This is a genomic window from Pseudomonas sp. OF001 (assembly GCF_904426495.1).
Classification (GTDB): Bacteria; Pseudomonadota; Gammaproteobacteria; order Pseudomonadales; family Pseudomonadaceae; genus Geopseudomonas.
This window is the reverse complement of the sequence record NZ_CAJGBM010000007.1, coordinates 58,088-79,892: the sequence shown is the minus strand read 5'-3', so window position 1 is coordinate 79,892 and position 21,805 is coordinate 58,088. Positions and strand designations below refer to the sequence as shown.

General features: G+C 68.3%; 22 protein-coding genes, 8 tRNA genes and 2 pseudogenes. 24 read left to right on the top strand and 8 right to left on the bottom strand.

The features are described 5' to 3' along the window. Position 1: 1 nt before the first annotated feature. From nifS to RA210_RS05775, 8 genes are all read left to right on the top strand, one after another. Positions 2-1,207 (top strand): cysteine desulfurase NifS, encoded by a 1,206-nt coding sequence (nifS, locus tag RA210_RS05810; RefSeq protein ID WP_201485688.1) that lies wholly within the window; start codon positions 2-4, stop codon positions 1,205-1,207. Between the two features lie 44 nt (positions 1,208-1,251). Continuing rightward, on the top strand, positions 1,252-2,409 hold the full coding sequence (gene nifV / locus RA210_RS05805) for a homocitrate synthase (RefSeq protein ID WP_201485687.1): 1,158 nt from the start codon (positions 1,252-1,254) through the stop codon (positions 2,407-2,409). A 2-nt stretch (positions 2,410-2,411) separates the two neighbouring features. After that, positions 2,412-3,155, top strand: coding sequence for a serine O-acetyltransferase (cysE, locus tag RA210_RS05800; protein ID WP_442963377.1), 744 nt, complete (start codon positions 2,412-2,414; stop codon positions 3,153-3,155). Positions 3,156-3,191: 36 nt separating this feature from the next. Beyond that, a complete protein-coding gene (nifW, locus tag RA210_RS05795; RefSeq protein ID WP_201485685.1) occupies positions 3,192-3,539 on the top strand; it encodes a nitrogenase-stabilizing/protective protein NifW in 348 nt (115 codons plus the stop codon). A 17-nt stretch (positions 3,540-3,556) separates the two neighbouring features. Then, positions 3,557-4,027, top strand: a complete 471-nt coding sequence (locus tag RA210_RS05790) for a nitrogen fixation protein NifZ (RefSeq protein ID WP_201485684.1) — start codon at positions 3,557-3,559, stop codon at positions 4,025-4,027. Beyond that, a complete protein-coding gene (gene nifM, locus RA210_RS05785) occupies positions 4,017-4,883 on the top strand; it encodes a nitrogen fixation protein NifM (protein WP_201485683.1) in 867 nt (288 codons plus the stop codon). The genes RA210_RS05790 and nifM overlap by 11 nt, the downstream gene beginning before the upstream one ends. Then, positions 4,876-6,207, top strand: a complete 1,332-nt coding sequence (gene clpX / locus RA210_RS05780; RefSeq protein ID WP_201485682.1) for an ATP-dependent Clp protease ATP-binding subunit ClpX — start codon at positions 4,876-4,878, stop codon at positions 6,205-6,207. Before nifM ends, clpX begins: the two co-directional genes overlap by 8 nt. A 227-nt stretch (positions 6,208-6,434) precedes the next feature. Beyond that, positions 6,435-6,977, top strand: coding sequence for a flavodoxin (locus tag RA210_RS05775; RefSeq protein WP_201485681.1), 543 nt, complete (start codon positions 6,435-6,437; stop codon positions 6,975-6,977). 229 nt (positions 6,978-7,206) lie between these two features. Here RA210_RS05775 and RA210_RS05770 read toward each other — a convergent pair. Next, positions 7,207-7,283, bottom strand: a tRNA-Pro gene (locus tag RA210_RS05770). A 122-nt stretch (positions 7,284-7,405) separates the two neighbouring features. After that, positions 7,406-7,482, bottom strand: a tRNA-Pro gene (locus RA210_RS05765). Between the two features lie 173 nt (positions 7,483-7,655). Here RA210_RS05765 and moaB point away from each other — a divergent pair. The 10 genes from moaB to RA210_RS05715 all read left to right on the top strand — a co-directional run bounded on the left by moaB (position 7,656) and on the right by RA210_RS05715 (position 13,055). After that, a complete protein-coding gene (gene moaB / locus RA210_RS05760) occupies positions 7,656-8,195 on the top strand; it encodes a molybdenum cofactor biosynthesis protein B (RefSeq protein ID WP_201485680.1) in 540 nt (179 codons plus the stop codon). Further along, positions 8,192-9,388 (top strand): molybdopterin molybdotransferase MoeA, encoded by a 1,197-nt coding sequence (locus RA210_RS05755; protein WP_201485679.1) that lies wholly within the window; start codon positions 8,192-8,194, stop codon positions 9,386-9,388. The genes moaB and RA210_RS05755 overlap by 4 nt, the downstream gene beginning before the upstream one ends. A gap of 101 nt (positions 9,389-9,489) precedes the next feature. After that, positions 9,490-10,566, top strand: coding sequence for an NAD(P)-dependent alcohol dehydrogenase (locus RA210_RS05750; protein WP_201485678.1), 1,077 nt, complete (start codon positions 9,490-9,492; stop codon positions 10,564-10,566). 126 nt (positions 10,567-10,692) lie between these two features. Beyond that, on the top strand, positions 10,693-12,174 hold the full coding sequence (gene gltX / locus RA210_RS05745; RefSeq protein WP_201485677.1) for a glutamate--tRNA ligase: 1,482 nt from the start codon (positions 10,693-10,695) through the stop codon (positions 12,172-12,174). Positions 12,175-12,372: 198 nt separating this feature from the next. Further along, a tRNA-Ala gene (locus RA210_RS05740) sits at positions 12,373-12,448 on the top strand. Positions 12,449-12,498: 50 nt separating this feature from the next. Beyond that, a tRNA-Glu gene (locus RA210_RS05735) sits at positions 12,499-12,574 on the top strand. 44 nt (positions 12,575-12,618) lie between these two features. Then, positions 12,619-12,694, top strand: a tRNA-Ala gene (locus RA210_RS05730). A gap of 50 nt (positions 12,695-12,744) precedes the next feature. Next, positions 12,745-12,820, top strand: a tRNA-Glu gene (locus tag RA210_RS05725). 44 nt (positions 12,821-12,864) lie between these two features. Beyond that, positions 12,865-12,940, top strand: a tRNA-Ala gene (locus RA210_RS05720). A 39-nt stretch (positions 12,941-12,979) separates the two neighbouring features. Next, positions 12,980-13,055, top strand: a tRNA-Glu gene (locus tag RA210_RS05715). 89 nt (positions 13,056-13,144) lie between these two features. Here RA210_RS05715 and RA210_RS05710 read toward each other — a convergent pair. Beyond that, positions 13,145-14,278 carry a S1C family serine protease gene (locus tag RA210_RS05710; protein WP_136491837.1) on the bottom strand — a complete coding sequence of 378 codons (1,134 nt, stop codon included), beginning with the start codon at positions 14,276-14,278 and terminating at the stop codon, positions 13,145-13,147. A gap of 257 nt (positions 14,279-14,535) precedes the next feature. Here RA210_RS05710 and RA210_RS05705 point away from each other — a divergent pair, with 257 nt between their 5' ends. From RA210_RS05705 to RA210_RS05680, 6 genes and pseudogenes are all read left to right on the top strand, one after another. Beyond that, on the top strand, positions 14,536-14,943 hold the full coding sequence (locus RA210_RS05705; protein WP_136491838.1) for a bacteriohemerythrin: 408 nt from the start codon (positions 14,536-14,538) through the stop codon (positions 14,941-14,943). A 70-nt stretch (positions 14,944-15,013) separates the two neighbouring features. Continuing rightward, positions 15,014-15,697, top strand: a complete 684-nt coding sequence (locus RA210_RS05700; RefSeq protein WP_201485676.1) for a 6-phosphogluconolactonase — start codon at positions 15,014-15,016, stop codon at positions 15,695-15,697. A gap of 122 nt (positions 15,698-15,819) precedes the next feature. Beyond that, a complete protein-coding gene (gene edd / locus RA210_RS05695; RefSeq protein ID WP_201485727.1) occupies positions 15,820-17,631 on the top strand; it encodes a phosphogluconate dehydratase in 1,812 nt (603 codons plus the stop codon). A 2-nt stretch (positions 17,632-17,633) separates the two neighbouring features. Further along, complete coding sequence (locus RA210_RS05690) at positions 17,634-18,284, top strand: bifunctional 4-hydroxy-2-oxoglutarate aldolase/2-dehydro-3-deoxy-phosphogluconate aldolase (protein ID WP_201485726.1); 651 nt, start codon at positions 17,634-17,636, stop codon at positions 18,282-18,284. After that, positions 18,281-18,724, top strand: coding sequence for an acyl-CoA thioesterase (locus tag RA210_RS05685; RefSeq protein ID WP_201485675.1), 444 nt, complete (start codon positions 18,281-18,283; stop codon positions 18,722-18,724). Before RA210_RS05690 ends, RA210_RS05685 begins: the two co-directional genes overlap by 4 nt. 13 nt (positions 18,725-18,737) lie before the next feature. Further along, positions 18,738-19,089 (top strand): annotated as a pseudogene (locus tag RA210_RS05680) (bifunctional 4-hydroxy-2-oxoglutarate aldolase/2-dehydro-3-deoxy-phosphogluconate aldolase); the annotation flags it as partial. 21 nt (positions 19,090-19,110) lie between these two features. Here the strand turns inward: RA210_RS05680 and RA210_RS22165 are convergent. The 5 genes and pseudogenes from RA210_RS22165 to RA210_RS05660 all read right to left on the bottom strand — a co-directional run. Continuing rightward, positions 19,111-19,257 (bottom strand): annotated as a pseudogene (locus RA210_RS22165) (calcium-binding protein); the annotation flags it as partial. Then, entirely contained in the window at positions 19,212-19,508 is a 297-nt protein-coding gene (locus RA210_RS05675; RefSeq protein ID WP_136488766.1) for a hypothetical protein, read from the bottom strand. The gene RA210_RS05675 and the pseudogene RA210_RS22165, both read right to left, overlap by 46 nt. A 704-nt stretch (positions 19,509-20,212) precedes the next feature. After that, a complete protein-coding gene (locus RA210_RS05670; RefSeq protein ID WP_136488765.1) occupies positions 20,213-20,518 on the bottom strand; it encodes a hypothetical protein in 306 nt (101 codons plus the stop codon). Then, positions 20,515-21,315, bottom strand: a complete 801-nt coding sequence (locus tag RA210_RS05665) for a hypothetical protein (RefSeq protein ID WP_136488764.1) — start codon at positions 21,313-21,315, stop codon at positions 20,515-20,517. Before RA210_RS05665 ends, RA210_RS05670 begins: the two co-directional genes overlap by 4 nt. Continuing rightward, positions 21,312-21,500, bottom strand: a complete 189-nt coding sequence (locus RA210_RS05660; protein ID WP_136488763.1) for a hypothetical protein — start codon at positions 21,498-21,500, stop codon at positions 21,312-21,314. The genes RA210_RS05665 and RA210_RS05660 overlap by 4 nt, the downstream gene beginning before the upstream one ends. Positions 21,501-21,805 lie beyond the last annotated feature (305 nt).

Genomic DNA, 21,805 nt, shown 5'->3' with positions numbered 1-21,805 from the left:
CATGGCCGACGTCTATCTCGACAACAACGCCACCACCCGCGTCGACGACGAGGTGGTGCAGGCCATGCTGCCGTTCTTCACCGAGCAGTTCGGCAACCCCTCGTCGCTGCACAGCTTCGGCAACCGCGTGGGCCTGGCGCTGAAGCAGGCCCGCCAGCGCGTGCAGCAGCTGCTCGGCGCCGAGCACGACTCGGAGATCGTCTTCACCTCCTGCGGCACCGAGGCCGACTCCACGGCGATCCTCTCCGCGCTCAAGGCGCAGCCCGAGCGCCGGACCATCATCACCACGGTGGTCGAGCACCCGGCCATCCTCAGCCTGTGCGATTACCTGGCCACTGAAGGCTACACGGTGCACAAGCTCAAGGTGGACAAGCAGGGCCGCCTGGATCTGGCCGAGTACGCCAGCCTGCTGACCGACGACGTGGCCATCGTCTCGGTGATGTGGGCCAACAACGAGACCGGCACCCTGTTCCCGGTGCTGGAGATGGCGCAGATGGCCGACGATGCCGGCATCATGTTCCACACCGACGCCGTGCAGGCGGTCGGCAAGGTGCCGATGAACCTGCAGGACAGCGCCATCCACATGCTCTCGCTGTCCGGCCACAAGCTGCACGCGCCCAAGGGCATCGGTGTGCTCTACCTGCGCCGCGGCACCCGCTTCCGTCCGCTGCTGCGCGGCGGCCACCAGGAACGCGGTCGCCGCGCCGGCACCGAGAACGCCGCCTCCATCGTCGGCCTGGGCGTCGCCGCCGAGCGCGCGCTGGCCTTCATGGAACACGAGAACACCGAGGTGGCGCGCCTGCGCGACCGGCTGGAGGCCGGCATCCTCGCCGCGGTGCCCTACGCCTTCGTCACCGGCGATCCGGGCAACCGTCTGCCCAACACCGCCAACATCGCCTTCGAGTACATCGAGGGCGAGGCGATCCTGCTGCTGCTCAACAAGGTCGGCATCGCCGCCTCCAGCGGCTCGGCCTGCACCTCCGGCTCGCTGGAGCCCTCCCACGTGATGCGCGCCATGGACATCCCGTACACCGCCGCCCACGGCACGGTGCGCTTCTCGCTGTCGCGCTACACCACCGAGGCGGAGATCGACCGGGTGATCGAGGCGGTGCCGCCGATCGTCGCCCAGCTGCGCAAGCTGTCGCCGTATTGGAGCGGCAACGGCCCGGTGGAAGCCGACCAGGCGTTCGCCCCGGTCTACGCCTGAGCGACGCCAACCGCGAGCAGGCCCATCCGCACAGGAGAGCAGTCATGGCCAGCGTGATCATCGACGACACCACCCTGCGCGACGGCGAGCAGAGCGCCGGCGTGGCCTTCACCCCCGAGGAGAAGATCGCCATCGCCCGCGCGCTGGCCGAACTGGGCGTGCCCGAGCTGGAGATCGGCATTCCCAGCATGGGCGAGGAGGAGCGCGAGGTGATGCGCGCCATCGCCGGCCTCAAGCTGCCGGCGCGGCTGCTGGCCTGGTGCCGGTTGTGCGATGTCGATCTAGCCGCCGCGCGGCACACCGGGGTGGGCATGGTCGACCTGTCGCTGCCGGTCTCCGACCTGATGCTCCAGCACAAGCTCGGCCGCGACCGCGACCGCGACTGGGCGCTGGCCGAGGTGGCGCGGCTGGTCGGCGCGGCGCGCCTGGCCGGGCTGGAGGTGTGCCTGGGCTGCGAGGATGCCTCGCGCGCCGATATGGACTTCGTGGTGCGCGTCGCCCAGGTCGCCCAGGCCGCCGGCGCCCGGCGCCTGCGCTTCGCCGACACCGTGGGGATCATGGAGCCGTTCGGCATGCTTGAGCGCTTCCGCTTCCTGCGCGCGCGCCTCGACCTGGAGCTGGAGGTACACGCCCACGACGACTTCGGCCTGGCCACCGCCAACACGGTGGCGGCGGTGCTGGGCGGCGCCAGCCACCTCAACACCACGGTCAACGGCCTCGGCGAGCGCGCCGGAAACGCCGCGCTGGAGGAGTGCGCGCTGGCCCTCAAGCATCTCTACGACATCGACTGCGGCATCGACACCCGCGGCATCCCGGCGATCTCGGCGCTGGTCGAGCAGGCCTCCGGGCGCCAGGTGGCCTGGCAGAAGAGCGTGGTCGGCGCCGGGGTGTTCACCCACGAGGCGGGCATCCACGTCGACGGCCTGCTCAAGCACCGGCGCACCTACGAGGGGCTCAATCCCGACGAGCTGGGCCGCAGCCACAGCCTGGTGCTGGGCAAGCATTCCGGGGCGCACCTGGTGCGCACCCGCTACCGCGAGCTGGGCATCGAGCTGGACGAGGTGCAGTGCCAGCTGCTGCTCGGCCGCATCCGCGCCTTCTCCACCCGCAGCAAGCGCGAGCCGCAGGCCACCGAGCTGCTGGAGTTCCACCGCCAACTGGGAGAGGCGGTCGCGGTATGCGCCGCAGGAGGCCGGGCATGAGCCTGCTGCGCGAATGGCGCGACGACGTGCGCTGCGTGTTCCAGCGCGATCCGGCGGCGCGCACCACCTTCGAGGTGCTCACCACCTATCCCGGCGTGCACGCCATCCTCATCTACCGCCTGGCCCATCGCCTGTGGCGCTCCGGCTGGCGCTATCCGGCGCGGCTGCTGGCGTTCGTGGCGCGGCTGGTCAGCAACGTCGACATCCATCCCGGCGCGGTGATCGGCCCGCGCCTGTTCATCGATCACGGCGCCGGCGTGGTGATCGGCGAGACCGCCGAGATCGGCCAGGACGTGACCCTCTACCACGGCGTCACCCTCGGCGGCACCAGCTGGCGCAAGGGCAAGCGCCATCCGACCCTGGGCGACGGCGTGCTGGTCGGCGCCGGGGCGAAGATCCTCGGCCCGATCACAGTCGGCAACCACGCGCGGGTCGGCGCCAACTCGGTGGTGGTGCAGGACGTGCCGGACGGCTGCACGGTGGTCGGCATCCCCGGCAAGGTGGTCAGGCTGCGCGAGGCCGGCCAGCCCAACCCCTATGGCATCGACCTCGACCATCACCTGATTCCCGACCCGGTCGGCAAGGCCATCGCCTGCCTGCTCGAGCGCATCGACAGCCTGGAGCAGCAGGTGGAGCAGGCCGGCCTGGTCGCCGCCGGCCGCCAGCAGCAGTTCTACCAGGGCTGCGCCCCCGACAACGAAATCTGCGACAGCGACTGCGCCGGCGGTGCGCGGGCGCGCTGCTGACCCTTTCCCCACTACGGCCACCGCGGAGACACGACCATGACCGTACAGCGCTATTCCCCGGATTCCGACCTGCCTCTGGACGAGGCCATGGAAGAACTGGTGTCGGCCGAGGACTTCCTCGAGTTCTTCGCCGTGCCCTTCGAGCAGAGCGTGGTGCACATCAACCGCCTGCACATCATGCAGCGCTACCACGACTACCTGAAGCAGGCCGGCGACCTGGAGACGCTCGCCGACGAGGTGCGCGCCGCGGTCTACCGCCAGCTGCTGGCGCGCGCCTACCAGGACTTCGTCGACTCCGACGCTCAGACCGAGAAGGTGTTCAAGGTGTTCCGCATGCACGAGCCGCAGACCACCTTCGTCCCGCTCGACCAGTTGCTGGGCTGACCCCGAGGAGAGCCGCCATGAGCCTGCCGCAGTTCGAGTACGGCGACGAGGTGCGGGTGATCCGCAACGTGCGCAACGACGGCACCTATCCGGGCATGGACACCGGCAGCCTGCTGATCCGCCGCGGTTCGGTGGGCTGCGTCTACGACGTCGGCACCTACCTGCAGGACCAGCTGATCTACCGGGTGCACTTCCTCGACTCGGGGCGCACGGTCGGCTGTCGCGAGGAGGAGCTGATCCCGGCCAGTGAACCCTGGGTGCCCAGCCTGTTCGAGTTCCGCGACAACGTGATGGCCACCCGCAGCTTCGCGGTGGGCGGCGAGGTGGTGGTGGAGCAGGGCCAGGTCGGCAGCGTGATGAAGGTGCTGCGCGACCTGCCGGATGGCGTGCACTACCACGTGCACTTCGGCAACGGCCGGGTGCTGCAGATTCCCGAGGCGAGCCTGGGCCCGGCCGCGCCGCAGGCGGAGGTGAGCGATGAACACTGAACCCGGCAGTCGCTACCACCTGCTGCGGGTGGCCCATGAGCAGTTCGGCTGCGAACCGGCCCGCCTCGGCGCCGAACAGCGCCGGCAGGCCGAGCGCATCGTCGGCCGCCAGCTGCGCATCGAGGCGGCGGTGCTGGCCAGCGCCGAGGCGCGCGGCGTGGTGATTCCCGACGGCCAGGTCGAGCAGGCGCTGGCGCGCATCGCCGAACGCTACGCGGACGCGGCGGCGCTGGGCCAGGCGCTGGCCGCCAACGAGCTCGACGAGGCGCTGCTGCGTGACATGCTCGGCCGCGAGCTGAAGGTGGAGGCGATCCTCGAACGGGTCTGCGCCGCGCTGCCGCCGCTGGGCGACACCGAGCTCTCCCTCTACTACTTCAACCACCCCGAGCAGTTCGCCCGCCCCGAGGCGCGCACGGCGCGGCACATCCTGATCACCATCAACCCGGACTTTCCGGAGAACACCCGCGATGCCGCGCGGGCGCGCCTGGAGGCGATCGGCAAGCGCCTGCGCAGCAAGCCCGAGCGCTTCGCCGAGCAGGCGCTCAAGCATTCCGAGTGCCCCACCGCGCTGAACGGCGGCCAGCTCGGCCAGGTCGTCCCCGGCACCCTGTATGCCGAGCTGGAGGCTAGCCTGTACGCCCTGCGCGAGGGCGAGCTGAGCGGCGTGGTGGAGTCGCCGCTGGGCTTCCACCTGCTGCGCTGCGAGGCCATCGTGCCGGCGCGGCGTATCGCCCTCGAGGACGCCCTGCCGCGTCTGCGCGAGCGGCTCGAGAAACGCCAGCGCAAGGCCTTCCAGCGCCAGTGGCTGGAGCGCCTGCTGCATTCCAACGCCTGCGTGGAGAAAGCCCATGGCTGATACCGAGACCCCCTGCTGCTCCTTCTGCGGCGCGGCCAAGAGTCCGACGCTGCCGCTGATCGCCGGCAACGAGGGCTGCATCTGCGAGGCCTGCGTCAACCTCGCCCACCAGGTGGTGAGCAGCTGGGGCCAGCGCCGCAAGCTGCAGCAGCTGGCCCCGCAGCTGCGCACCCCGGCCGAGTACAAGCGCCACCTCGACGAGTCGGTGATCGGCCAGGAGGCGGCCAAGGAAACCCTCTCGGTGGCGGTCTACAACCACTACCTGCGCCTGCTCAACTGCGACCGCGAGCCGTTCTGCCAGCTCGGCGAGCAGGTCGAGCTGGAGAAGTCCAACATCCTCATGGCCGGCCCCTCGGGCACCGGCAAGACCCTGCTGGTGCGCACCCTGGCGCGCATCCTCGGCGTGCCCTTCGCCTCGGCCGACGCCACCACCCTGACCCAGGCCGGCTACGTCGGCGACGACGTCGACAGCATCATCGCCCGCCTGCTCGAGGCGGCCGGCGGCGACGTGCAGCAGGCGCAGTGGGGCATCGTCTACATCGACGAGGTGGACAAGCTGGCCAGGCGCAGCGGCGGCGGCACCGCGGTGCGCGACATCTCCGGCGAAGGCGTGCAGCAGGCGCTGCTGAAGATGGTCGAGGGCACCGAGGTGCGCATCGCCAAGTCGGGACGGCGCAGCGAGCACAGCGAGGAGCAGGTGGTCGACACCCGCAACATCCTGTTCATCGCCGGCGGCGCCTTCCCCGGTCTCGAGGAACTGGTGCGCGGCCGTCTGCAGCCCAGGAGCGGCGGCATCGGCTTCCACGCCCAGCCGCCGCGCCAGGAAAAGGCCAGCATCAACCAGCTGCTCGCCGCGCTGCTGCCGGACGACCTCCACGAGTTCGGCCTGATCCCCGAGTTCATCGGCCGCTTCCCGATCATCACCTTCCTCCAGGAGCTCGATCACGCCACCCTGCTGCGCATCCTCAGCGAGCCGCGCAACGCGCTGGTCAAGCAGTACAAGCAGCTGTTCGCCTACCAGGGAGTGAAGCTGGAAATCAGCGCGGCGGCGCTCGGCCATATCGCCGACCAGGCGCTGATCCGCAGGACCGGCGCACGCGGCCTGCGCGCGGTGCTCGAGGCCGCCCTGCAGCAGACCATGTTCGACATGCCGTCGCTGCCGCGCCTGCGCACCTGCACCCTGGACCTGGTGGCGGACGGGGAGGGCGAGCGCCTCACCGTGTGCCAGACCCTGGCCGAGGAGGGCGAGGTGAAGGTGGCGGACGGCGAGGCCGCGGCCAGCGATGCGCAGGCGGCGCCGTCGCGGGCGGCCCTCGACCTGTGACTGTGGCAAAGCCGACAGGGTCGCCCGGCTGTGCGTCGGCGGCCTGTCGGCTTTGCCACAAGCGTCCCAGGCTGGAATTAAAAGTTCTTTCAGATCAACGAGTTAGCGGTTGTCTGCCAAGGCGCGGGGCTGGCCTGCTTCCTGCAACGACCCAAGGGCCAGCCTGGCCCGCGCCGAGGCCGGCAGCCCGCACGACGGATCCCACGTACGCAGCAATGAGGTGAGTTATGGCCAGGATTGGACTGTTCTTCGGCAGCAACACCGGCAAGACCCGCAAGGTCGCCAAGATGATCAAGAAACGCTTCGACGACGACACCATGGCCGATGCGCTCAACGTCAACCGCGCCTCGGCCGAGGATGTCGCCCAGTACCAGTACCTGATCATCGGCACCCCGACCCTGGGCGACGGCGAACTGCCCGGCCTGTCGGCCGACTGCGAGAACGAGAGCTGGGAGGAGTTCCTGCCCAAGCTGGAGGGCGTCGACTTCAGCGGCAAGACCGTGGCGCTGTTCGGCCTCGGCGACCAGGTCGGCTACCCCAAGGAGTTCCTCAACGCCATGGGCATCCTCTACGACTTCGTCGTCGAGCGCGGCGCAACTGTGGTCGGCGCCTGGCCGACCGAGGGCTACGAGTTCGAGGAGTCGGAAGCAGTGCGCGACGGCCAGTTCGTCGGCCTGGCCCTCGACCTGGACAACCAGAGCGGCCTCACCGAGGAGCGCCTGAACGTCTGGCTGAAGACCATCGCCCCGGCCTTCGAGCTGCCGCTGTAGTCCCGCCTGCCGTCCGGCCGTGGCCGGACGGATCTCCCCGGCGCGTCTGCCGCCGCTCCCTGCATCCTCCTTGCCGTCATCCTGCCCCGCAACGGGGCAGGCCAGTGCCCGTGTCTGGAGCACGTGCTGCGCCAGTGGGCAGGGAGGAGGGGATAATTTGAATGACGCAGAAACGACAAGGCCCGCACTGGGCGGGCCTTGTGTTGATCAGTCATGCTGATCGGGAATTTGGTCGGAGCGACTGGATTCGAACCAGCGACCTTCTCGTCCCGAACGAGACGCGCTACCAAGCTGCGCTACGCTCCGTTTTGGTGGCCCGCATTGTACCGAAAAATTCAGCCAGCACAAGGGGTTAGCAGAAACATAAAAGCCCGCGAGGGGCGGGCTTCCTGTTCGATTCAGCGAATCGCTTCGCTGCTTCGGGAATCTGGTCGGAGCGACTGGATTCGAACCAGCGACCTTCTCGTCCCGAACGAGACGCGCTACCAAGCTGCGCTACGCTCCGTTTTGGTGGGGCGCATTCTACAGAAAAACCGTGAGAGCACAAGGGGTTAGCTTGAAAAAAATGAGAATTGCGCTGGCGGGAGGGGGCGGCGCGCAACCGCGTGCACCTGGCCCGGTTGGTGCTATAAAGCCGGTCAGCCGTTTTTCATCCCGACCCCCTGCGCGGAGCCTTCCATGAGCCAGCACGCCGATAGCGTTTTCGTCCCCCTCAACGTCGCCGTCCTCACCGTCAGCGACACCCGCAGCCTGGACACCGACACCTCCGGCGGCCTGCTGGTCGAGCGCCTGCAGGCCGCGGGGCACCACCTGGCGGCGCGCGTGTTGCTCAGGGACGACCTCTACCGCATCCGCGCCCAGGTGGCGCAGTGGATTTCCGAGGACGCGGTGCAGGTGGTGCTGATCACCGGCGGCACCGGCTTCACCGGCCGCGACAGCACCCCGGAGGCGGTGGCCTGCCTGCTCGACAAGCAGGTGGACGGCTTCGGCGAGCTGTTCCGGCAGATCTCCTTCGACGACATCGGCACCTCGACCATCCAGTCGCGCGCCCTCGCGGGACTGGCCAACGGCACCCTGGTGTGCTGCCTGCCGGGTTCGACCAACGCCTGCCGCACCGCCTGGGACGGCATCCTCGCCAGCCAGCTGGACGCCCGACACCGCCCGTGCAACTTCGTCGCCCACCTCAAGCAGGCGCCGGCCTGCGGGACCCGCGGATGAGCGCGCTGCTGCCGCTGGAGCAGGCGCTGGAGCGCCTGCTGGCCCAGGCCGCGGCCGAGCCGCTCCGCGACACGGAAAGCATCGCCGCCGGCGAGGCCGCCGGCCGGGTGCTGGCCGAGGCGCTGGTCAGCGCTATCGACCTGCCGCCCTGGCCGAACAGCGCCATGGACGGCTACGCCCTGCGCCTGTCCGACTGGACCGGCCAACCGCTGGCGGTGAGCCAGCAGGTGTTCGCCGGTCAGGCGCCGGGTCCGCTGGCACCCGGCAGCTGCGCGCGGATCTTCACCGGCGCGCCGCTGCCGCAAGGCGCCGACACCGTGGAGATGCAGGAGAACGTCGAGGTGCTGGCCGACGGCCGGGTGCGCTTCCTCGAGCCGCTGCGCGAAGGGCGCAACGTGCGCCCGCAGGGCCAGGAGGTGTGCGCCGGCGAGACGCTGCTGGAAGCCGGCACCCTTTTGGGGCCGGTGGAGCTGGGGCTGATCGCCTCCATCGGCGCCGCCCAGGTGGCGGTGCGCCGCCGGCCGCGGGTGGCGCTGCTGTCCACCGGCGACGAGCTCATCGAGCCGGGGCGGCCGCTGGGTGCCGGGCAGATCTACAACAGCAACCGCGCCTTCCTCGCCGCCGCCCTCGAACGCCTCGGCTGCGAGGTGCAGGACGCCGGCATCCTGCCCGACGACCTGGAGCGCACCCGCACGCAACTGGCCGCGCTGGGCGCCGCCGACCTGATCCTCTCCACCGGCGGCGTGTCGGTGGGCGAGGCGGACTGCCTCGGCCGGGTGCTGCGCGAGGAAGGCGAGCTGACCCTGTGGAAGCTGGCGCTCAAGCCCGGCAAGCCGCTGACCTGCGGCCGCTACCGCGGCACGCCGCTGATCGGCCTGCCCGGCAACCCGGCGGCGACCCTGGTGACCTTCGCCCTGCTGGTGCGCCCCTACCTGCTGCGTCGCCTCGGCGTGACGCGCCTGGAGCCGTTGCGCTTCGCCGTGCCGGCCGGCTTCGCCTGGCCGAAGGTCGGCGGGCGCCGCGAGTTCCTGCGCGCGCGCCTGGAGCAGGGCAGGGCGCTGCTCTATCCGAACCAGAGCTCCGGGGTGCTGCGCAGCGCCGCCTGGGCCGACGGTCTGGTGGAGGTGCGCGAGGGCACCACCCTGGCCGAAGGCGAGGCGGTGACCTTCATTCCGCTGGCGGGGCTGATCTGAGCCGGCCATGACCTCGCGCATGCCGCTGTCACCATCGTTCGACTAGAGTGAAGGACTGTTGGCCGGGCTGACCGGCGCCATTCTCAGCAAGGAGTGTTGCGATGACCATGATGAAAGCCGCCGTCTTCGTCGAACCCGGACGCATCGAGCTGGTCGACAAGCCGATCCCGCCGGTGGGCCCCAACGACGCGCTGGTGCGCATCACCACCACCACCATCTGCGGCACCGACGTGCACATCCTCAAGGGCGAGTATCCGGTAGAGAAGGGGCTGACCATCGGCCACGAGCCGGTGGGCATCATCGAGAAGCTCGGCAGCAACGTGCAGGGCTACCGGGAGGGCCAGCGGGTGATCGCCGGGGCGATCTGCCCGAGCTTCACCTCCTACGCCTGCCAGGACGGCTACCCGGCCCAGGACGGCGGCTGCTCCTGCCACGGCTACAAGCCGATGGGCGGCTGGCGCTTCGGCAACACCATCGACGGCACCCAGGCCGAGTACGTGCTGGTGCCGGACGCCCAGGCCAACCTGGCGCCGGTGCCGGACGGCCTCACCGACGAGCAGGTGCTGATGTGTCCGGACATCATGTCCACCGGCTTCGCCGGCGCCGAGGCGGCCAACATCAAGATCGGCGACGTGGTCGCGGTGTTCGCCCAGGGGCCGATCGGCCTGTGCGCCACCGCCGGCGCCAAGCTGCGCGGGGCGAGCCTGATCATCGCCGTCGACGGGGTCAACGAGCGCCTGGAGATCGCCCGCAAGCTGGGCGCCGACGTGACCCTCAACTTCCGCGAGGTGGACGTGGTCGAGGAGATCCTCAAGTTGACCGGCGGTCGCGGCGTCGACGCGGCCATCGAGGCGCTCGGCCTGCAGTCGACCTTCGAGAACGCCCTGCGCGTGCTCAAGCCGGGCGGCACCCTGTCCAGCCTCGGCGTCTACTCCAGCGACCTGACCATCCCGCTGGGCGCCTTCCACGCCGGCCTCGGCGACAACAAGATCGTCACCTCACTGTGCCCGGGCGGCAAGGAGCGCATGCGCCGCCTGCTCAACGTGGTGGCTTCCGGTCGTGTCGACCTCGGCGCGCTGGTCACCCACGAGTACAAGCTGGAGCAGATCGTCGACGCCTACGACCTGTTCGCGAACCAGCGCGACGGCGTGCTCAAGGTGGCGATCAAGCCGTTCTGAGGCCGTTGTCCTGCGTGCGGAGCCCGGCGCTGCCGGGCTTCGCCGTTTCCGGGGGATGGCTGGAGCGGCGGGCGCCGTGGCTGCTACCATTTCGCCTTTGCTCAACCGCTCATTCCGAGAGTCTCCATGACCACCGTCCGTACCCGCATCGCGCCGTCGCCCACCGGCGATCCGCACGTTGGCACCGCCTACATCGCCCTGTTCAACCTGTGCTTCGCCCGTCAGCACGGCGGCCAGTTCATCCTGCGCATCGAGGACACCGACCAGCTGCGTTCCAGCCGCGAGTCGGAGCAGCAGATCTTCGACGCCCTGCGCTGGCTGGGCATCGAGTGGGACGAGGGCCCGGACGTCGGCGGCCCGCACGGCCCGTACCGGCAGAGCGAGCGCGGCCACATCTACAAGCAGTACGCCGACGAGCTGGTGGGCAAGGGCCACGCCTTCCACTGCTTCTGCACCGCCGAGCGCCTCGACGCGGTGCGCGCCGAGCAGATGGCCAACAAGGAAACCCCGCGCTACGACGGCCACTGCATGCACCTCTCCAAGGAGGAAGTGCAGCAGCGCCTGGCCGCCGGCGAGCCCAACGTGATCCGCATGAAGGTGCCGACCGAGGGCGTCTGCGTGGTGCCCGACCTGCTGCGCGGCGACGTGGAGATCCCGTGGGACCGCATGGACATGCAGGTGCTGATGAAGACCGACGGCCTGCCCACCTACTTCCTCGCCAACGTGGTCGACGACTACCTGATGGGCATCACCCACGTGCTGCGCGGCGAGGAGTGGCTGCCGTCGGCGCCCAAGCTGATCAAGCTGTACGAGTACTTCGGCTGGGAGCAGCCCAAGCTGGTGTACATGCCGCTGCTGCGCAATCCGGACAAGTCCAAGCTGTCCAAGCGCAAGAACCCGACCTCGATCACCTTCTACCAGCGCATGGGCTTCCTGCCCGAGGCGATGCTCAACTACCTGGGCCGCATGGGCTGGTCGATGCCGGACGAGCGCGAGAAGTTCTCCCTGGCCGAGATGATCGAGCACTTCGACGTCAGCCGCGTGTCCCTCGGCGGGCCGATCTTCGACATCGAGAAGCTGTCCTGGCTGAACGGCCAGTGGCTGCGCGAGCTGTCGGTCGAGCAGTTCGCCGCCGAGGTGCAGAAGTGGGCGCTCAACCCCGAGTACCTGATGCGGATCGCCCCGCACGCGCAGAGCCGGGTGGAGACCTTCAGCCAGCTGGCGCCGCTGGCCGGCTTCTTCTTCATGGGCGGGGTCAACCCGGACGCCAAGCTGTTCGAACACAAGAAGCTGTCGCCCGAGCAGGTGCGCCAGGTGCTGCAGCTGATCCTGTGGAAGCTGGAAGCGCTGCGCCAGTGGAACAAGGACAACATCACCGCGATCATCCAGAAGGTCGCCGAGCACCTCGGCTTCAAGCTGCGCGACGTGATGCCGCTGATCTTCCCGGCGATCACCGGCCAGGCCAGCTCGGTGTCGGTGCTCGACGCCATGGAGATCCTCGGTCCCGACCTGTCGCGTTTCCGCCTGCGCCAGGCGGTCGAGCTGCTCGGCGGCGTGTCGAAGAAGGAAACCAAGGAGTGGGAGAAGCTGCTGGCGGCGATCGCCTGACCGGCCGTACCTGGCTGGCCGCACCTGACCGGCAGGGGGCGGCGGGCCCGATCCGCCGCCCTGCGCATAAGTGTTTGTTCTGCCAGCGAAAAAAAACCGAAAAAAAACGGGGCAGGTGTTGACGAGTTCTCAAAGGGCCTTTAACATTCGCCCCGCTTCACGACGAGCTGGTCTCGAAAGCGAAGCGACCACGAAAGTGGGGCTATAGCTCAGCTGGGAGAGCGCTTGCATGGCATGCAAGAGGTCGACGGTTCGATCCCGTCTAGCTCCACCAAATTTCCAGCAACACGCCAGGCGGTAGCGGCGGGTTGCACGAAGGATTGCGTCCCCTTCGTCTAGTGGCCTAGGACACCGCCCTTTCACGGCGGTAACAGGGGTTCGAGTCCCCTAGGGGACGCCACTATTCCAGCGCACCGCCAAGGCGGTGCAGCTCGATGCAGTATCGGGGCTATAGCTCAGCTGGGAGAGCGCTTGCATGGCATGCAAGAGGTCGACGGTTCGATCCCGTCTAGCTCCACCAAATTTCCAGCAACACGCCAGGCGGTAGCGGCGGGTTGCACGAAGGATTGCGTCCCCTTCGTCTAGTGGCCTAGGACACCGCCCTTTCACGGCGGTAACAGGGGTTCGAGTCCCCTAGGGGACGCCACTATTCCAGCGCACCGCCAAGGTGGTGCAGCTCGATGCAGTATCGGGGCTATAGCTCAGCTGGGAGAGCGCTTGCATGGCATGCAAGAGGTCGACGGTTCGATCCCGTCTAGCTCCACCAATTTCCAGCGGTCCGCCAGCGGATCGTACGAAGGTTTACGTCCCCTTCGTCTAGTGGCCTAGGACACCGCCCTTTCACGGCGGTAACAGGGGTTCGAGTCCCCTAGGGGACGCCAATTTTCCCGCTCTGGGATCAAGAGGGTCGCACCGATTTTTGGTGCGACCCTTTTTGTTTTCCGGGGTCGCCACGCGACCCCGTCCTGCCTCAGTTGCCCGGCTGCAGGGTGATGGCCAGCGTCTCCCGCCGCTCGCCGCGCAGCACCTCGACGCTCACCGTGTCGCCGACCCGATGGTCGTCCAGGCGCGCCAGCAGGCGCTCCACCGAATCCACCGTCTCGCCCTCCAGCGCCACTATCACGTCGCCCGGTACCAGGCTGCCGTCGCGGGCCTGACGCAGGCCGCGCAGGCCGGCCTGCTGCGCCGCCGAACCCGGCAGCACGCGCAGCACCACCACGCCCTCGACGCCGAGGCTCTCGCTCAGCCGGCGGTTGAGTCCTTCGTCGATCTCGATGCCCAGCGCCGGGCGGATGTAGCGGCCGCTGCGGATCAGCTGCGGCACCACGCGCATCACGGTGTCCACCGGCACCGAGAAGCCGATGCCGGCCGAGGCGCCCGACGGGCTGTAGATGGCGGTGTTGATGCCGATCAGCCGCCCGGCCGAGTCGAGCAGCGGGCCGCCCGAGTTGCCGGGGTTGATCGCCGCGTCGCTCTGGATCAGGTGCTCGATCGGCGGGCGGCCGTTCTCGCCGGGCAGCGAGCGGTCCAGCGCCGAGACGATGCCGGTGGTCAGCGTCCAGTCGAGACCGAACGGGTTGCCGATGGCGAACACCTTCTGACCGACCTTCAGGTCGCTGCTGGTGCCGATCGGCACCGGCGGCGGGCGCTTGAAGCCGACGCCGATCTTCAGCACCGCGATGTCGTGCGCCGGGCTGGCGCCGACCAGCGCCGCCGGGTAATCGCGGCCGTCGGCCAGGCGCACGGTGGCCTGGGCGGCGCCCTGGATCACGTGGAAGTTGGTGATCACGTGGCCGGCGTCGTCCCAGATGAAGCCCGAGCCGGTGCCGCGCGGCACCGCCGTGACGTTGCGGGTCCACAGGTCGCGCACCAGCTCGGCGGTGCTGATGAACACCACCGAGTCGCGCGCCTGCTCGAACAGCGCGATGGTGGCCTGCTCGTCGGCGGCCAGATCGCCGCGCGGGGTGACCGTGCGTTCGCTGGCCTGCTGCGGCGCCAGCCAGCCTTCGAGGCGCGGCAGCAACTGCCAGAGCAGGACCAGGGCGACGGCGATGAGGGCGATGCGGCGCCAGCGGCGGACGGGGGAGTAGGGGGCGCTGCTCATGCGGGACTCCGTGTGCGGTCGTTGATCGCCGGTCGCCCGGATCCGGGCGCCGCGGCGGACAGGAATGCGTTACAGGATAACCAACCCGCCGGGGCATCGTCGTCGCTCCGGTGGGCGGCAGTTGCGTCCGTCATCACTCGGTCAAAGGTAGCGGGTACGTTGTCCGTATTTTTCGTGTGGGATAAGCTGCCCCTGCCGCGATGTCTGGCAGCCACTCTCATAACAAGACAACAACTAATCCGGGACGGACAGAAGACATGACTTTCATGCCATGGAGCAGCGAGCTCGAAGTCGGTATCGAGCTGATCGACGAGCAGCACCGCTGGCTGGTGGACAAGACCAACCAGCTGTACGACCGCGTGGCCGGCGCCGATGCCGATCGCGACGAGATCGGCGCGGTGCTGGAGGGCTTGATGGACTACACCATGAATCACTTCATCGCCGAGGAAGACATCTTCCATCGCCTCGGTTACCCGGAAACCGCGGCGCACAAGGCACAGCACGACAGGTTCACCGCGCAGATCATGGACCTGCTGCACCGCCACGACGACGGCGAGCTGTCCGGCAGCGAGACCCTCGAGCTGCTCGCCGACTGGCTGACCCACCACATCCTCAAGGTCGACAAGGCCTACGTCGAGTTCTTCCGCAGCAACGGCGTGCACTGAAGCGCCTGTCCTTGCACTGGTGGATGAATGCCGCATGATGCTCGGCATTCGTCCTGCCGGAGCCGTTGCCATGGATTCCCCCCGTTTCATCGTCCACCCCGACCGCGCCAGCTGCGCGCGCAGCCTGGCCGCGGAGCTGGGCGCGCGCCTGGGTGCGGCCCGGCAGGCCGGGGCGCCGGCGCGTCTGCTGCTGCCCGGCGGACAGAGCCCGCTGCCGCTGCTCGAGCAACTGGCCGGCGAGGCGCTGGACTGGACGCGCATCGAGCTGTCGCCAAGCGACGAGCGCTGGGTGGCGGCCGACGACCCGGCCAGCAACCTGCGCCTGCTGCACGGCACCCTGCCGCAGGCGCGCGCTCTCGACCCGCGCCAGGGCGACAGCCCGGAGGCGGCGGCCTGCGCCTGGGGTCAGCGACTGGCTGGCTGGCTGCCGCTGACCGCGACCCTGCTGGGCATGGGCGAGGACGGCCACATCGCCTCGCTGTTTCCCGGCATGCCGGGCCTGGCTGCCGCGCTGGATGCCCAGGCCGCGCCGGCCGCGCTGGTCGGCCTGGCGCCGGTCGAGCCGCGGACGCGCCTCACCCCGAACCTGGCGCTGCTGCTGGCCAGCGACTGGCTGGGCCTGCTGGTGTTCGGCGCGGCCAAGCGTGCGTTGCTCGAGGCGGTGCTGACCGATGCGCCCGCCGTGCGCGAGCTGCCGGTGGCCGCGCTGGCGCGCGCAGCCGGCGCCCGCCTGCAGATCCACTGGGCGCCCTGAGCCGGCAAGCACGACGAGCGCACTCGGGTATTCGCGCTGCTGGTAAACTGGCGGCCTGACCGGACGAAGCCTGTTGCGCCGCAGCAGGCCCGTCCCCGCAACCCTGTCGAGGAGTCGCCATGCTGCATCCCGTTGTCGAGGCGGTCACCGCGCGCATCGAGGCGCGTTCGGCCGTGCGCCGTGCGCGCTATCTGGCGCGGGTCGACGAGGCCGCCGCCCGCGAGCCGCGCCGGCAGATCGGCTGCTCCAACCTGGCCCACGCACTGGCCGCGCAGCCCCGCGACGCGCAACTGATCATGCGCCAGGGCGGCTCGCCGCACATCGCCATCGTCTCCAGCTACAACGACCTGCTCTCCGCCCACCAGCCGCTGCACGACTATCCCGGGCAGCTCAAGGTCGCCCTGGCGCGGGTCGGCGCCACCGCACAGTTCGCCGCCGGGGTGCCGGCCATGTGCGACGGCATCACCCAGGGCGAGGCAGGGATGCAGCTGTCGCTGTTCTCCCGCGACCTGATCGCCCAGGCCGCCGCCATCGGCCTGACCCACGGCATCTTCGACGGCGGCCTGTACCTGGGCGTGTGCGACAAGATCGTCCCGGGCCTGTTGATCGGCGCGCTGCGCTTCGGCCACCTGCCGGCGGTGTTCGTTCCCGCCGGCCCGATGCCTTCGGGGCTGTCCAACAGCGAGAAGGCCGCGGTGCGCCAGCGCTATGCGCGCGGCGCGGCCAGCCGCGAGGAGCTGCTCGAGGCCGAGCTGGGCGCCTACCACGCGCCGGGCACCTGCACCTTCTACGGCACCGCCAACACCAACCAGCTGCTGATGGAGGCCATGGGCCTGCACGTGCCGGGCAGCGCCTTCGCCTCGCCGGAGTCGGCGCTGCGCCCGCATCTCACCGCCGAGGCGGCGCGTCTGGTGGCGCGCAACAGCCGCCAGGGCGAGCGCTGGCTGCCGCTCGGCCGCCAGGTGGACGCGCGGGTGCTGGTCAACGCCGTGGCGGCGCTGCTGGCCAGCGGCGGCTCGACCAACCACGGCCTGCACCTGCCGGCCATCGCCCGCGCGGCCGGCTACGAGCTGCTCTGGGAGGACTTCGCCGAGCTATCGAAGGTGGTGCCGCTGCTCGCCCGCGTCTATCCCAACGGCAAGGCCGACGTGAACCAGTTCCAGGCCGCCGGCGGCCCGGCGTGGATCATCCGCGAGCTGCTCGGCGGCGGCCTGATGCACGGCGAGGTGGCCACCGTGGCCGGCGAGTCGCTGGCCGACTACGCCCGCGAGCCCTGGCTGGACGCCGGCCGGCTGGCCTGGCGCGAGCTGCCGGTGCAGAGTCCGGCGCCGGACATCGTCCGCCCGCTGGCCGCGCCCTTCGCCCCCGAAGGCGGCCTGGTGCTGCTCTCCGGCAACCTCGGCCGCGCCCAGCTGAAGACCTCGGCGGTCGATCCGGCGCACTGGCGGGTGCGCGCGCCGGCGCGGGTGTTCGACAGCGAGGCGGCGGTGCAGCGGGCCTACCAGGCCGGAGAGTTGCAGGGCGATCTGGTGCTGGTGGTGCGCTTCCAGGGCCCGCGGGCCAACGGCATGCCCGAGCTGCACAAGCTGATGCCGCTGCTGGCCAACCTGCAGGCGGCCGGCCAGCAGGTCGCGCTGGTCACCGACGGTCGCCTGTCCGGCGCCTCCGGCCAGGTGCCGGCGGCGCTGCACCTGACCCCCGAGGCGGCGGCCGGCGGGCCGCTGGCCCGGCTGCGCGACGGCGATCTGGTCGAGGTCGACGCCGTGCGCGGCGTGCTGGCCGTCGAGGCGAATGAAGAAGAGTGGGCGGCGCGTGCGCCCGCCGTGCCGAGCCAGCCGCAGGCGGCCGGCTACGGCCTGGAGTTGTTCAATCTGCAGCGGCGGCTGGCGGGGCCGGCCGACCGCGGCGCATCGATCCTGGACTGGGAGGAATGAAGATGGTGTTGACGATGGATGACGTGCTCAAGCGGGCACGCCCGGTCCTGCCGGTGCTGGTGATCGAGGATGCGGGCCTGGCGGTCGATCTGGCCCGCGCGCTGTATGCCGGCGGCATCGAGGTGCTGGAAGTGACCCTGCGCACGCCGCGCGCGCTGGAGGCGCTGGCGGCGATCCGCCGCGAACTGCCGCAGCTGCTGGTCGGCGCCGGCACCCTGATCCATGCCGCGCAGTTCGCCGAGGCGCGCGATGCCGGTGCGCAGTTCGCGGTCAGCCCGGGCCTTACCGAGCGCCTGGCCGATGCCGCCGAGGACGCCGGCCTGCCGTACCTGCCGGGGGTGATGACGCCCTCGGAGGTGCTGTTCGCCATCGAGAAGGGCTACCGCTCGCTCAAGCTGTTCCCGGCCAACGGCGATGTCAGCGTGAAGATGCTGAAGAGCTTCAAGGAGCCGTTCAACGGCATCCGCTTCTGCCCGACCGGCGGGATCAACCAGGACAACCTGCTGACCTTCCTGCGTCTGCCCAACGTCGCCTGCGTCGGCGGCACCTGGGTGGCGCCGAGCAGCCTGGTGCGCGCGCGCGCCTGGGACCAGATCACCCAGCTGGCCCAGGAGGCCTGCGATCTGGCTGCCAGCCTGGAGCGCGGTGCGTGAGCTGGGAGCGGCCGGCGCCGTTCGTGCTGGACATCAAGGTCGGCACCGAACACATCGACGAGTTCGCCCACGTCAACAACGCGGTCTACGTCGGCTGGCTGGAGCAGTGCGCCTGGGCGCACTCGCGCTCGCTCGGCCTGACCCTCGACGACTACCGGCGCCTGGACCGCGGCATGCTGGTGGTGCGCCACGAGATCGACTACCTGGCCGCCGCCCGCGAGGGCGAGCGCCTCGAGCTGGGCACCTGGATCGTCGAGTGCGACGGCCGGCTGAGCATCGCCCGGCAGTTCCAGCTGCGCCGTCCGGCCGACGGCGTCACCCTGCTGCGCGCGCGGACCCGCTTCGTCTGCGCCGAGCTGTCCAGCGGCAGACCGCGGCGCATGCCGGCGGAGTTCGTCGAGCGTTACGGGCGGGCGCTGGTGGTGCCGGCCGCAGAGTGATCGGCGTTGCCGGCGACGGGGCGCGGCGGCAGAGGCGGTCGGCTTGCCCTACCTGCCGGGAGCGATGACGCCGTCCGAGGTGCTATTCGCCATCGAGAAGGGCTACCGCTCGCTCAAACTGTTCCCGGCCAACGGCGCCACCAGCGTGAAGATGCTGAAAAGCTTCAAGGAGCCGTTCAACGGCATCCGCTTCTGCCCCGAGCGGGTACAACCTGTCGACCTTCCTGCGCCTGCCCAACGTCGCCTGCGTGGGCGGCACCTGGGTGGCGCCGAGCAGCCTGATGCGCGCCCGCGGCTGGGATCAGATCACCCAGCTGGCCCAGGAGGCCTGCGCGCTGTCGGCCAGCCTGGAGCGCGGTGCATGAGCTGGGCGTGCTCGCCGACGATCATTGCCAGTTGGCGGCGATGACCGGAGCGAGCGCCTCCCGGTAGTTTTCGGGCAGGGTGTTTTCCCCCGGCCTTGGCGATGCGAAGGCCGCCATTGCATCTACCAGCGCTTGCACCTGGCTGTCCAGCAGTACGGCGCCGTTGCTGGTTGATCATTCAGCCGACCAGTGTAGTGAGTATCACGTTGGTCAAAGAGGCTTTTCCAGATCAGCATTTCTGCACGGGCCTGGAGCCACGATTCGGTGACTTTGCCGGTATCAGCGCTGACATCGTAGAGATCGAGTTCGCCGTTGGTGTTGTGCTGAGAGTAGTCTGCGCCAATGAGTGAGAAGGGATTAAGCTCGGCAATGGCGTAACGCCAAGAGATGCCTTCGGTATCAGTCTGTCTTGAGTTCATCTACTGACGGCGTTCCTAATCCCAAGTTTGCATAGGGGGCAAAAGAGAATTTGGCTTGCTTGTAGTATTCGGCTGAGTTGCTCATTTTTTACTCTTCGTTGGATTGAAGAAAAACTCTCTTAAAGAGAGCGGTTTCGGAGCTTTCAGATGTTGGTGGGCAGTGAAGATTTGACGGCTCCCATGGGCCTGGAATGTCGCCGCCGCCTCTCCCGTATGATGTCGTTTCGCCTAGTTTCTTGTTGTCTATGCGTCGAATTACTTCATGGTGGTACCGGATGAGACTTGGATTTCCTGTGCGATAGAATTTTTCTTCTGACCGAAAAATATACTCCGTCCCCAATGCGCGCTCTCCTTGGTCAGGTCTGTAGAAGTTAACTTGTCCCCACTGGTTGAATTTTTCCGTCGGCAGTTTTATCGCTTCATAAATCTTGACTCCCCCGTCGACGGCGCACAGTCGCCGGACTTCGGCGTCAGTTGTAATTTGGTCTTGGGTTGGGCATCCCGCCAACACTGGTAGCAGTGCAAGAGAAGCAAGAGAAAACTTCATTTGAAGAAGTCCCAATGATTGTTATAAGGCCGGCCTTCGCGATAGGGTTTCGCAGTCTGTAGCAATAAGTCAGTGCTAAAGAACTGGTCATTACCGTTTGGTGCTGATGCCGCCGAAGATGAAGTAGCTATCTTGGTGATTTTTGAAAAAGATCTGTTCATTTCCAGCATGGATGAGAAAATCCCGCCTTGGCGCCCATGGAGGGGCTGGTCGATGAAGTGCTCACCGGCCTGCCCCGCAGGAGCCCCTGGCGCTGGTTGTAGGCTTTGACGAGTGCGGCGAAGGGGCCTTCACCACGATTGATGTCGGCCGCGCCCAACAGCCAGGTATGCACGAGTTGCACGTCCGGATCGGCGGAATCCCGGGTCCAGATTTCCATCAGTTCGTACGCTCCAGCGTATTGTCCGGCTGAACGCAGGGCTTGCAGTTGGGCCGTTTGGGCAGGAGTCAGGGCAAGGCTCATGGTTTCACCTCCAGTGTGCGTAGAAATTCAATCAGCTTGGGAAAGTGGGTGAGGATGTCGATGGCCAGCGCCTCGTCGGGTGTATCAATCTCGATGTGAAAATCGGTGTTATAGGAGAAATTGCTGCCACAAAGGCTGAAGTAGGTGCCGTCCGGCTTGCCAACAACGTAACAGTAGAAGCGCGGCGGATTCTTGTACCAAGGCGTGCGGATCGCCTCGTCGAGGGGCCAGTAGTGGGTCCTACGCTGGCCGGGCATGTTATGGAAGTGGTTCTCGTTGCAATATTTCACGCCACGGCCTTCATCGCGGACCAGCGGTGTGCATTCGATAACAGGCTTGGTTCCGGCCTTATCTGTCCCCCAGAACGCTGTACCGGTTTCCGAGAACGTCAGCCTGAAGGTTTTCAGTCCCGTGGTGGGCAGGCCATTTTTCTTCCGTATTTCGATTTCTTCATCAACGCTGCGCAGGCTGGGCCAGACGATGTTGGCTTCCACATACTCGCCGTGGTACGGAGGCAAGCCAGCTATGTAATCGCTGGCGATGCGCAGATGGGTGGTGTCGAACTTGCCGTCGCGCTTGCCGAACCACAGGTCCACGGGAATGTTGTCGAAGCGAGAAAAGTCGGAGATGTGACCACGCTGCTCGTACTTCTTTCGATTCTCATAGCCCGGAGGTGGCGAGCCGGGAGGGCGGCTGGCCCGAATTTCCGCGATGTGCTGCTGCCAGCGCACAACGCCGAACACCAGCAGCCCGGCGATGACCGCCAGAACCAGGAGACGAACGCGGCGGCTGCTCATGGCAATGTCCTTGCCGGAATGGCGGTATGCCTGGTCATGCGGAGGGACTTGGCGAGCGCGGTCACCACTGTCCATGTCCAGCCCCGGCGGCCGTTCCGCCTGGCCCACCAGGCGGCGAGCTTGATCGTCCGCAGGCTGGCAAGCAGGAAGGCCCCGATGAAGAACAGGACGGCCAGACCGAGCATTCAGGCGTGCTCCTGTCGTCTGGCGGCGGGACGCGCGGCCGGAGGCCGGATGACACGAAGGTATTGGGACGGGAAGGCGACGGTCGGACCGGCAAAGAGCGTTTCGACCCTGTAGGAGGCAGCATGCTGGAAAGCACGCGCGGAGTCGGGGCCTGCGAGTTTGCGCGTCATGTGAACCATCCTTGTTCATCCCGACTCGGAGGTCGTCGGGGCGCATGCACTTGGTGCGAACCTACGCCATGATGGCGGCATGTTCAAGGCAGCGGAAAGTCGTTGTCGATTGAGCGCTCAAGCCCAGGGTCTGC

Bases quoted from the DNA above. Each gene is read 5' to 3' on its own strand.
- RA210_RS05660 (WP_136488763.1), bottom strand. From the start codon at position 21,500: ATGCTCGGTCTGGCCGTCCTGTTCTTCATCGGGGCCTTCCTGCTTGCC.
- RA210_RS05675 (WP_136488766.1), bottom strand. From the start codon at position 19,508: ATGAACTCAAGACAGACTGATACCGAAGGCATCTCTTGGCGTTACGCC.
- nifV (WP_201485687.1), top strand. From the start codon at position 1,252: ATGGCCAGCGTGATCATCGACGACACCACCCTGCGCGACGGCGAGCAG.
- RA210_RS05700 (WP_201485676.1), top strand. From the start codon at position 15,014: ATGGATTCCCCCCGTTTCATCGTCCACCCCGACCGCGCCAGCTGCGCG.
- RA210_RS05710 (WP_136491837.1), bottom strand. From the start codon at position 14,278: ATGAGCAGCGCCCCCTACTCCCCCGTCCGCCGCTGGCGCCGCATCGCC.
- gltX (WP_201485677.1), top strand. From the start codon at position 10,693: ATGACCACCGTCCGTACCCGCATCGCGCCGTCGCCCACCGGCGATCCG.
- RA210_RS05755 (WP_201485679.1), top strand. From the start codon at position 8,192: ATGAGCGCGCTGCTGCCGCTGGAGCAGGCGCTGGAGCGCCTGCTGGCC.
- RA210_RS05775 (WP_201485681.1), top strand. From the start codon at position 6,435: ATGGCCAGGATTGGACTGTTCTTCGGCAGCAACACCGGCAAGACCCGC.
- RA210_RS05750 (WP_201485678.1), top strand. From the start codon at position 9,490: ATGACCATGATGAAAGCCGCCGTCTTCGTCGAACCCGGACGCATCGAG.
- moaB (WP_201485680.1), top strand. From the start codon at position 7,656: ATGAGCCAGCACGCCGATAGCGTTTTCGTCCCCCTCAACGTCGCCGTC.
- RA210_RS05670 (WP_136488765.1), bottom strand. From the start codon at position 20,518: ATGAGCCTTGCCCTGACTCCTGCCCAAACGGCCCAACTGCAAGCCCTG.
- nifW (WP_201485685.1), top strand. From the start codon at position 3,192: ATGACCGTACAGCGCTATTCCCCGGATTCCGACCTGCCTCTGGACGAG.
- clpX (WP_201485682.1), top strand. From the start codon at position 4,876: ATGGCTGATACCGAGACCCCCTGCTGCTCCTTCTGCGGCGCGGCCAAG.
- RA210_RS05705 (WP_136491838.1), top strand. From the start codon at position 14,536: ATGACTTTCATGCCATGGAGCAGCGAGCTCGAAGTCGGTATCGAGCTG.
- RA210_RS05790 (WP_201485684.1), top strand. From the start codon at position 3,557: ATGAGCCTGCCGCAGTTCGAGTACGGCGACGAGGTGCGGGTGATCCGC.
- RA210_RS05665 (WP_136488764.1), bottom strand. From the start codon at position 21,315: ATGAGCAGCCGCCGCGTTCGTCTCCTGGTTCTGGCGGTCATCGCCGGG.
- nifS (WP_201485688.1), top strand. From the start codon at position 2: ATGGCCGACGTCTATCTCGACAACAACGCCACCACCCGCGTCGACGAC.
- nifM (WP_201485683.1), top strand. From the start codon at position 4,017: ATGAACACTGAACCCGGCAGTCGCTACCACCTGCTGCGGGTGGCCCAT.
- RA210_RS05690 (WP_201485726.1), top strand. From the start codon at position 17,634: ATGGTGTTGACGATGGATGACGTGCTCAAGCGGGCACGCCCGGTCCTG.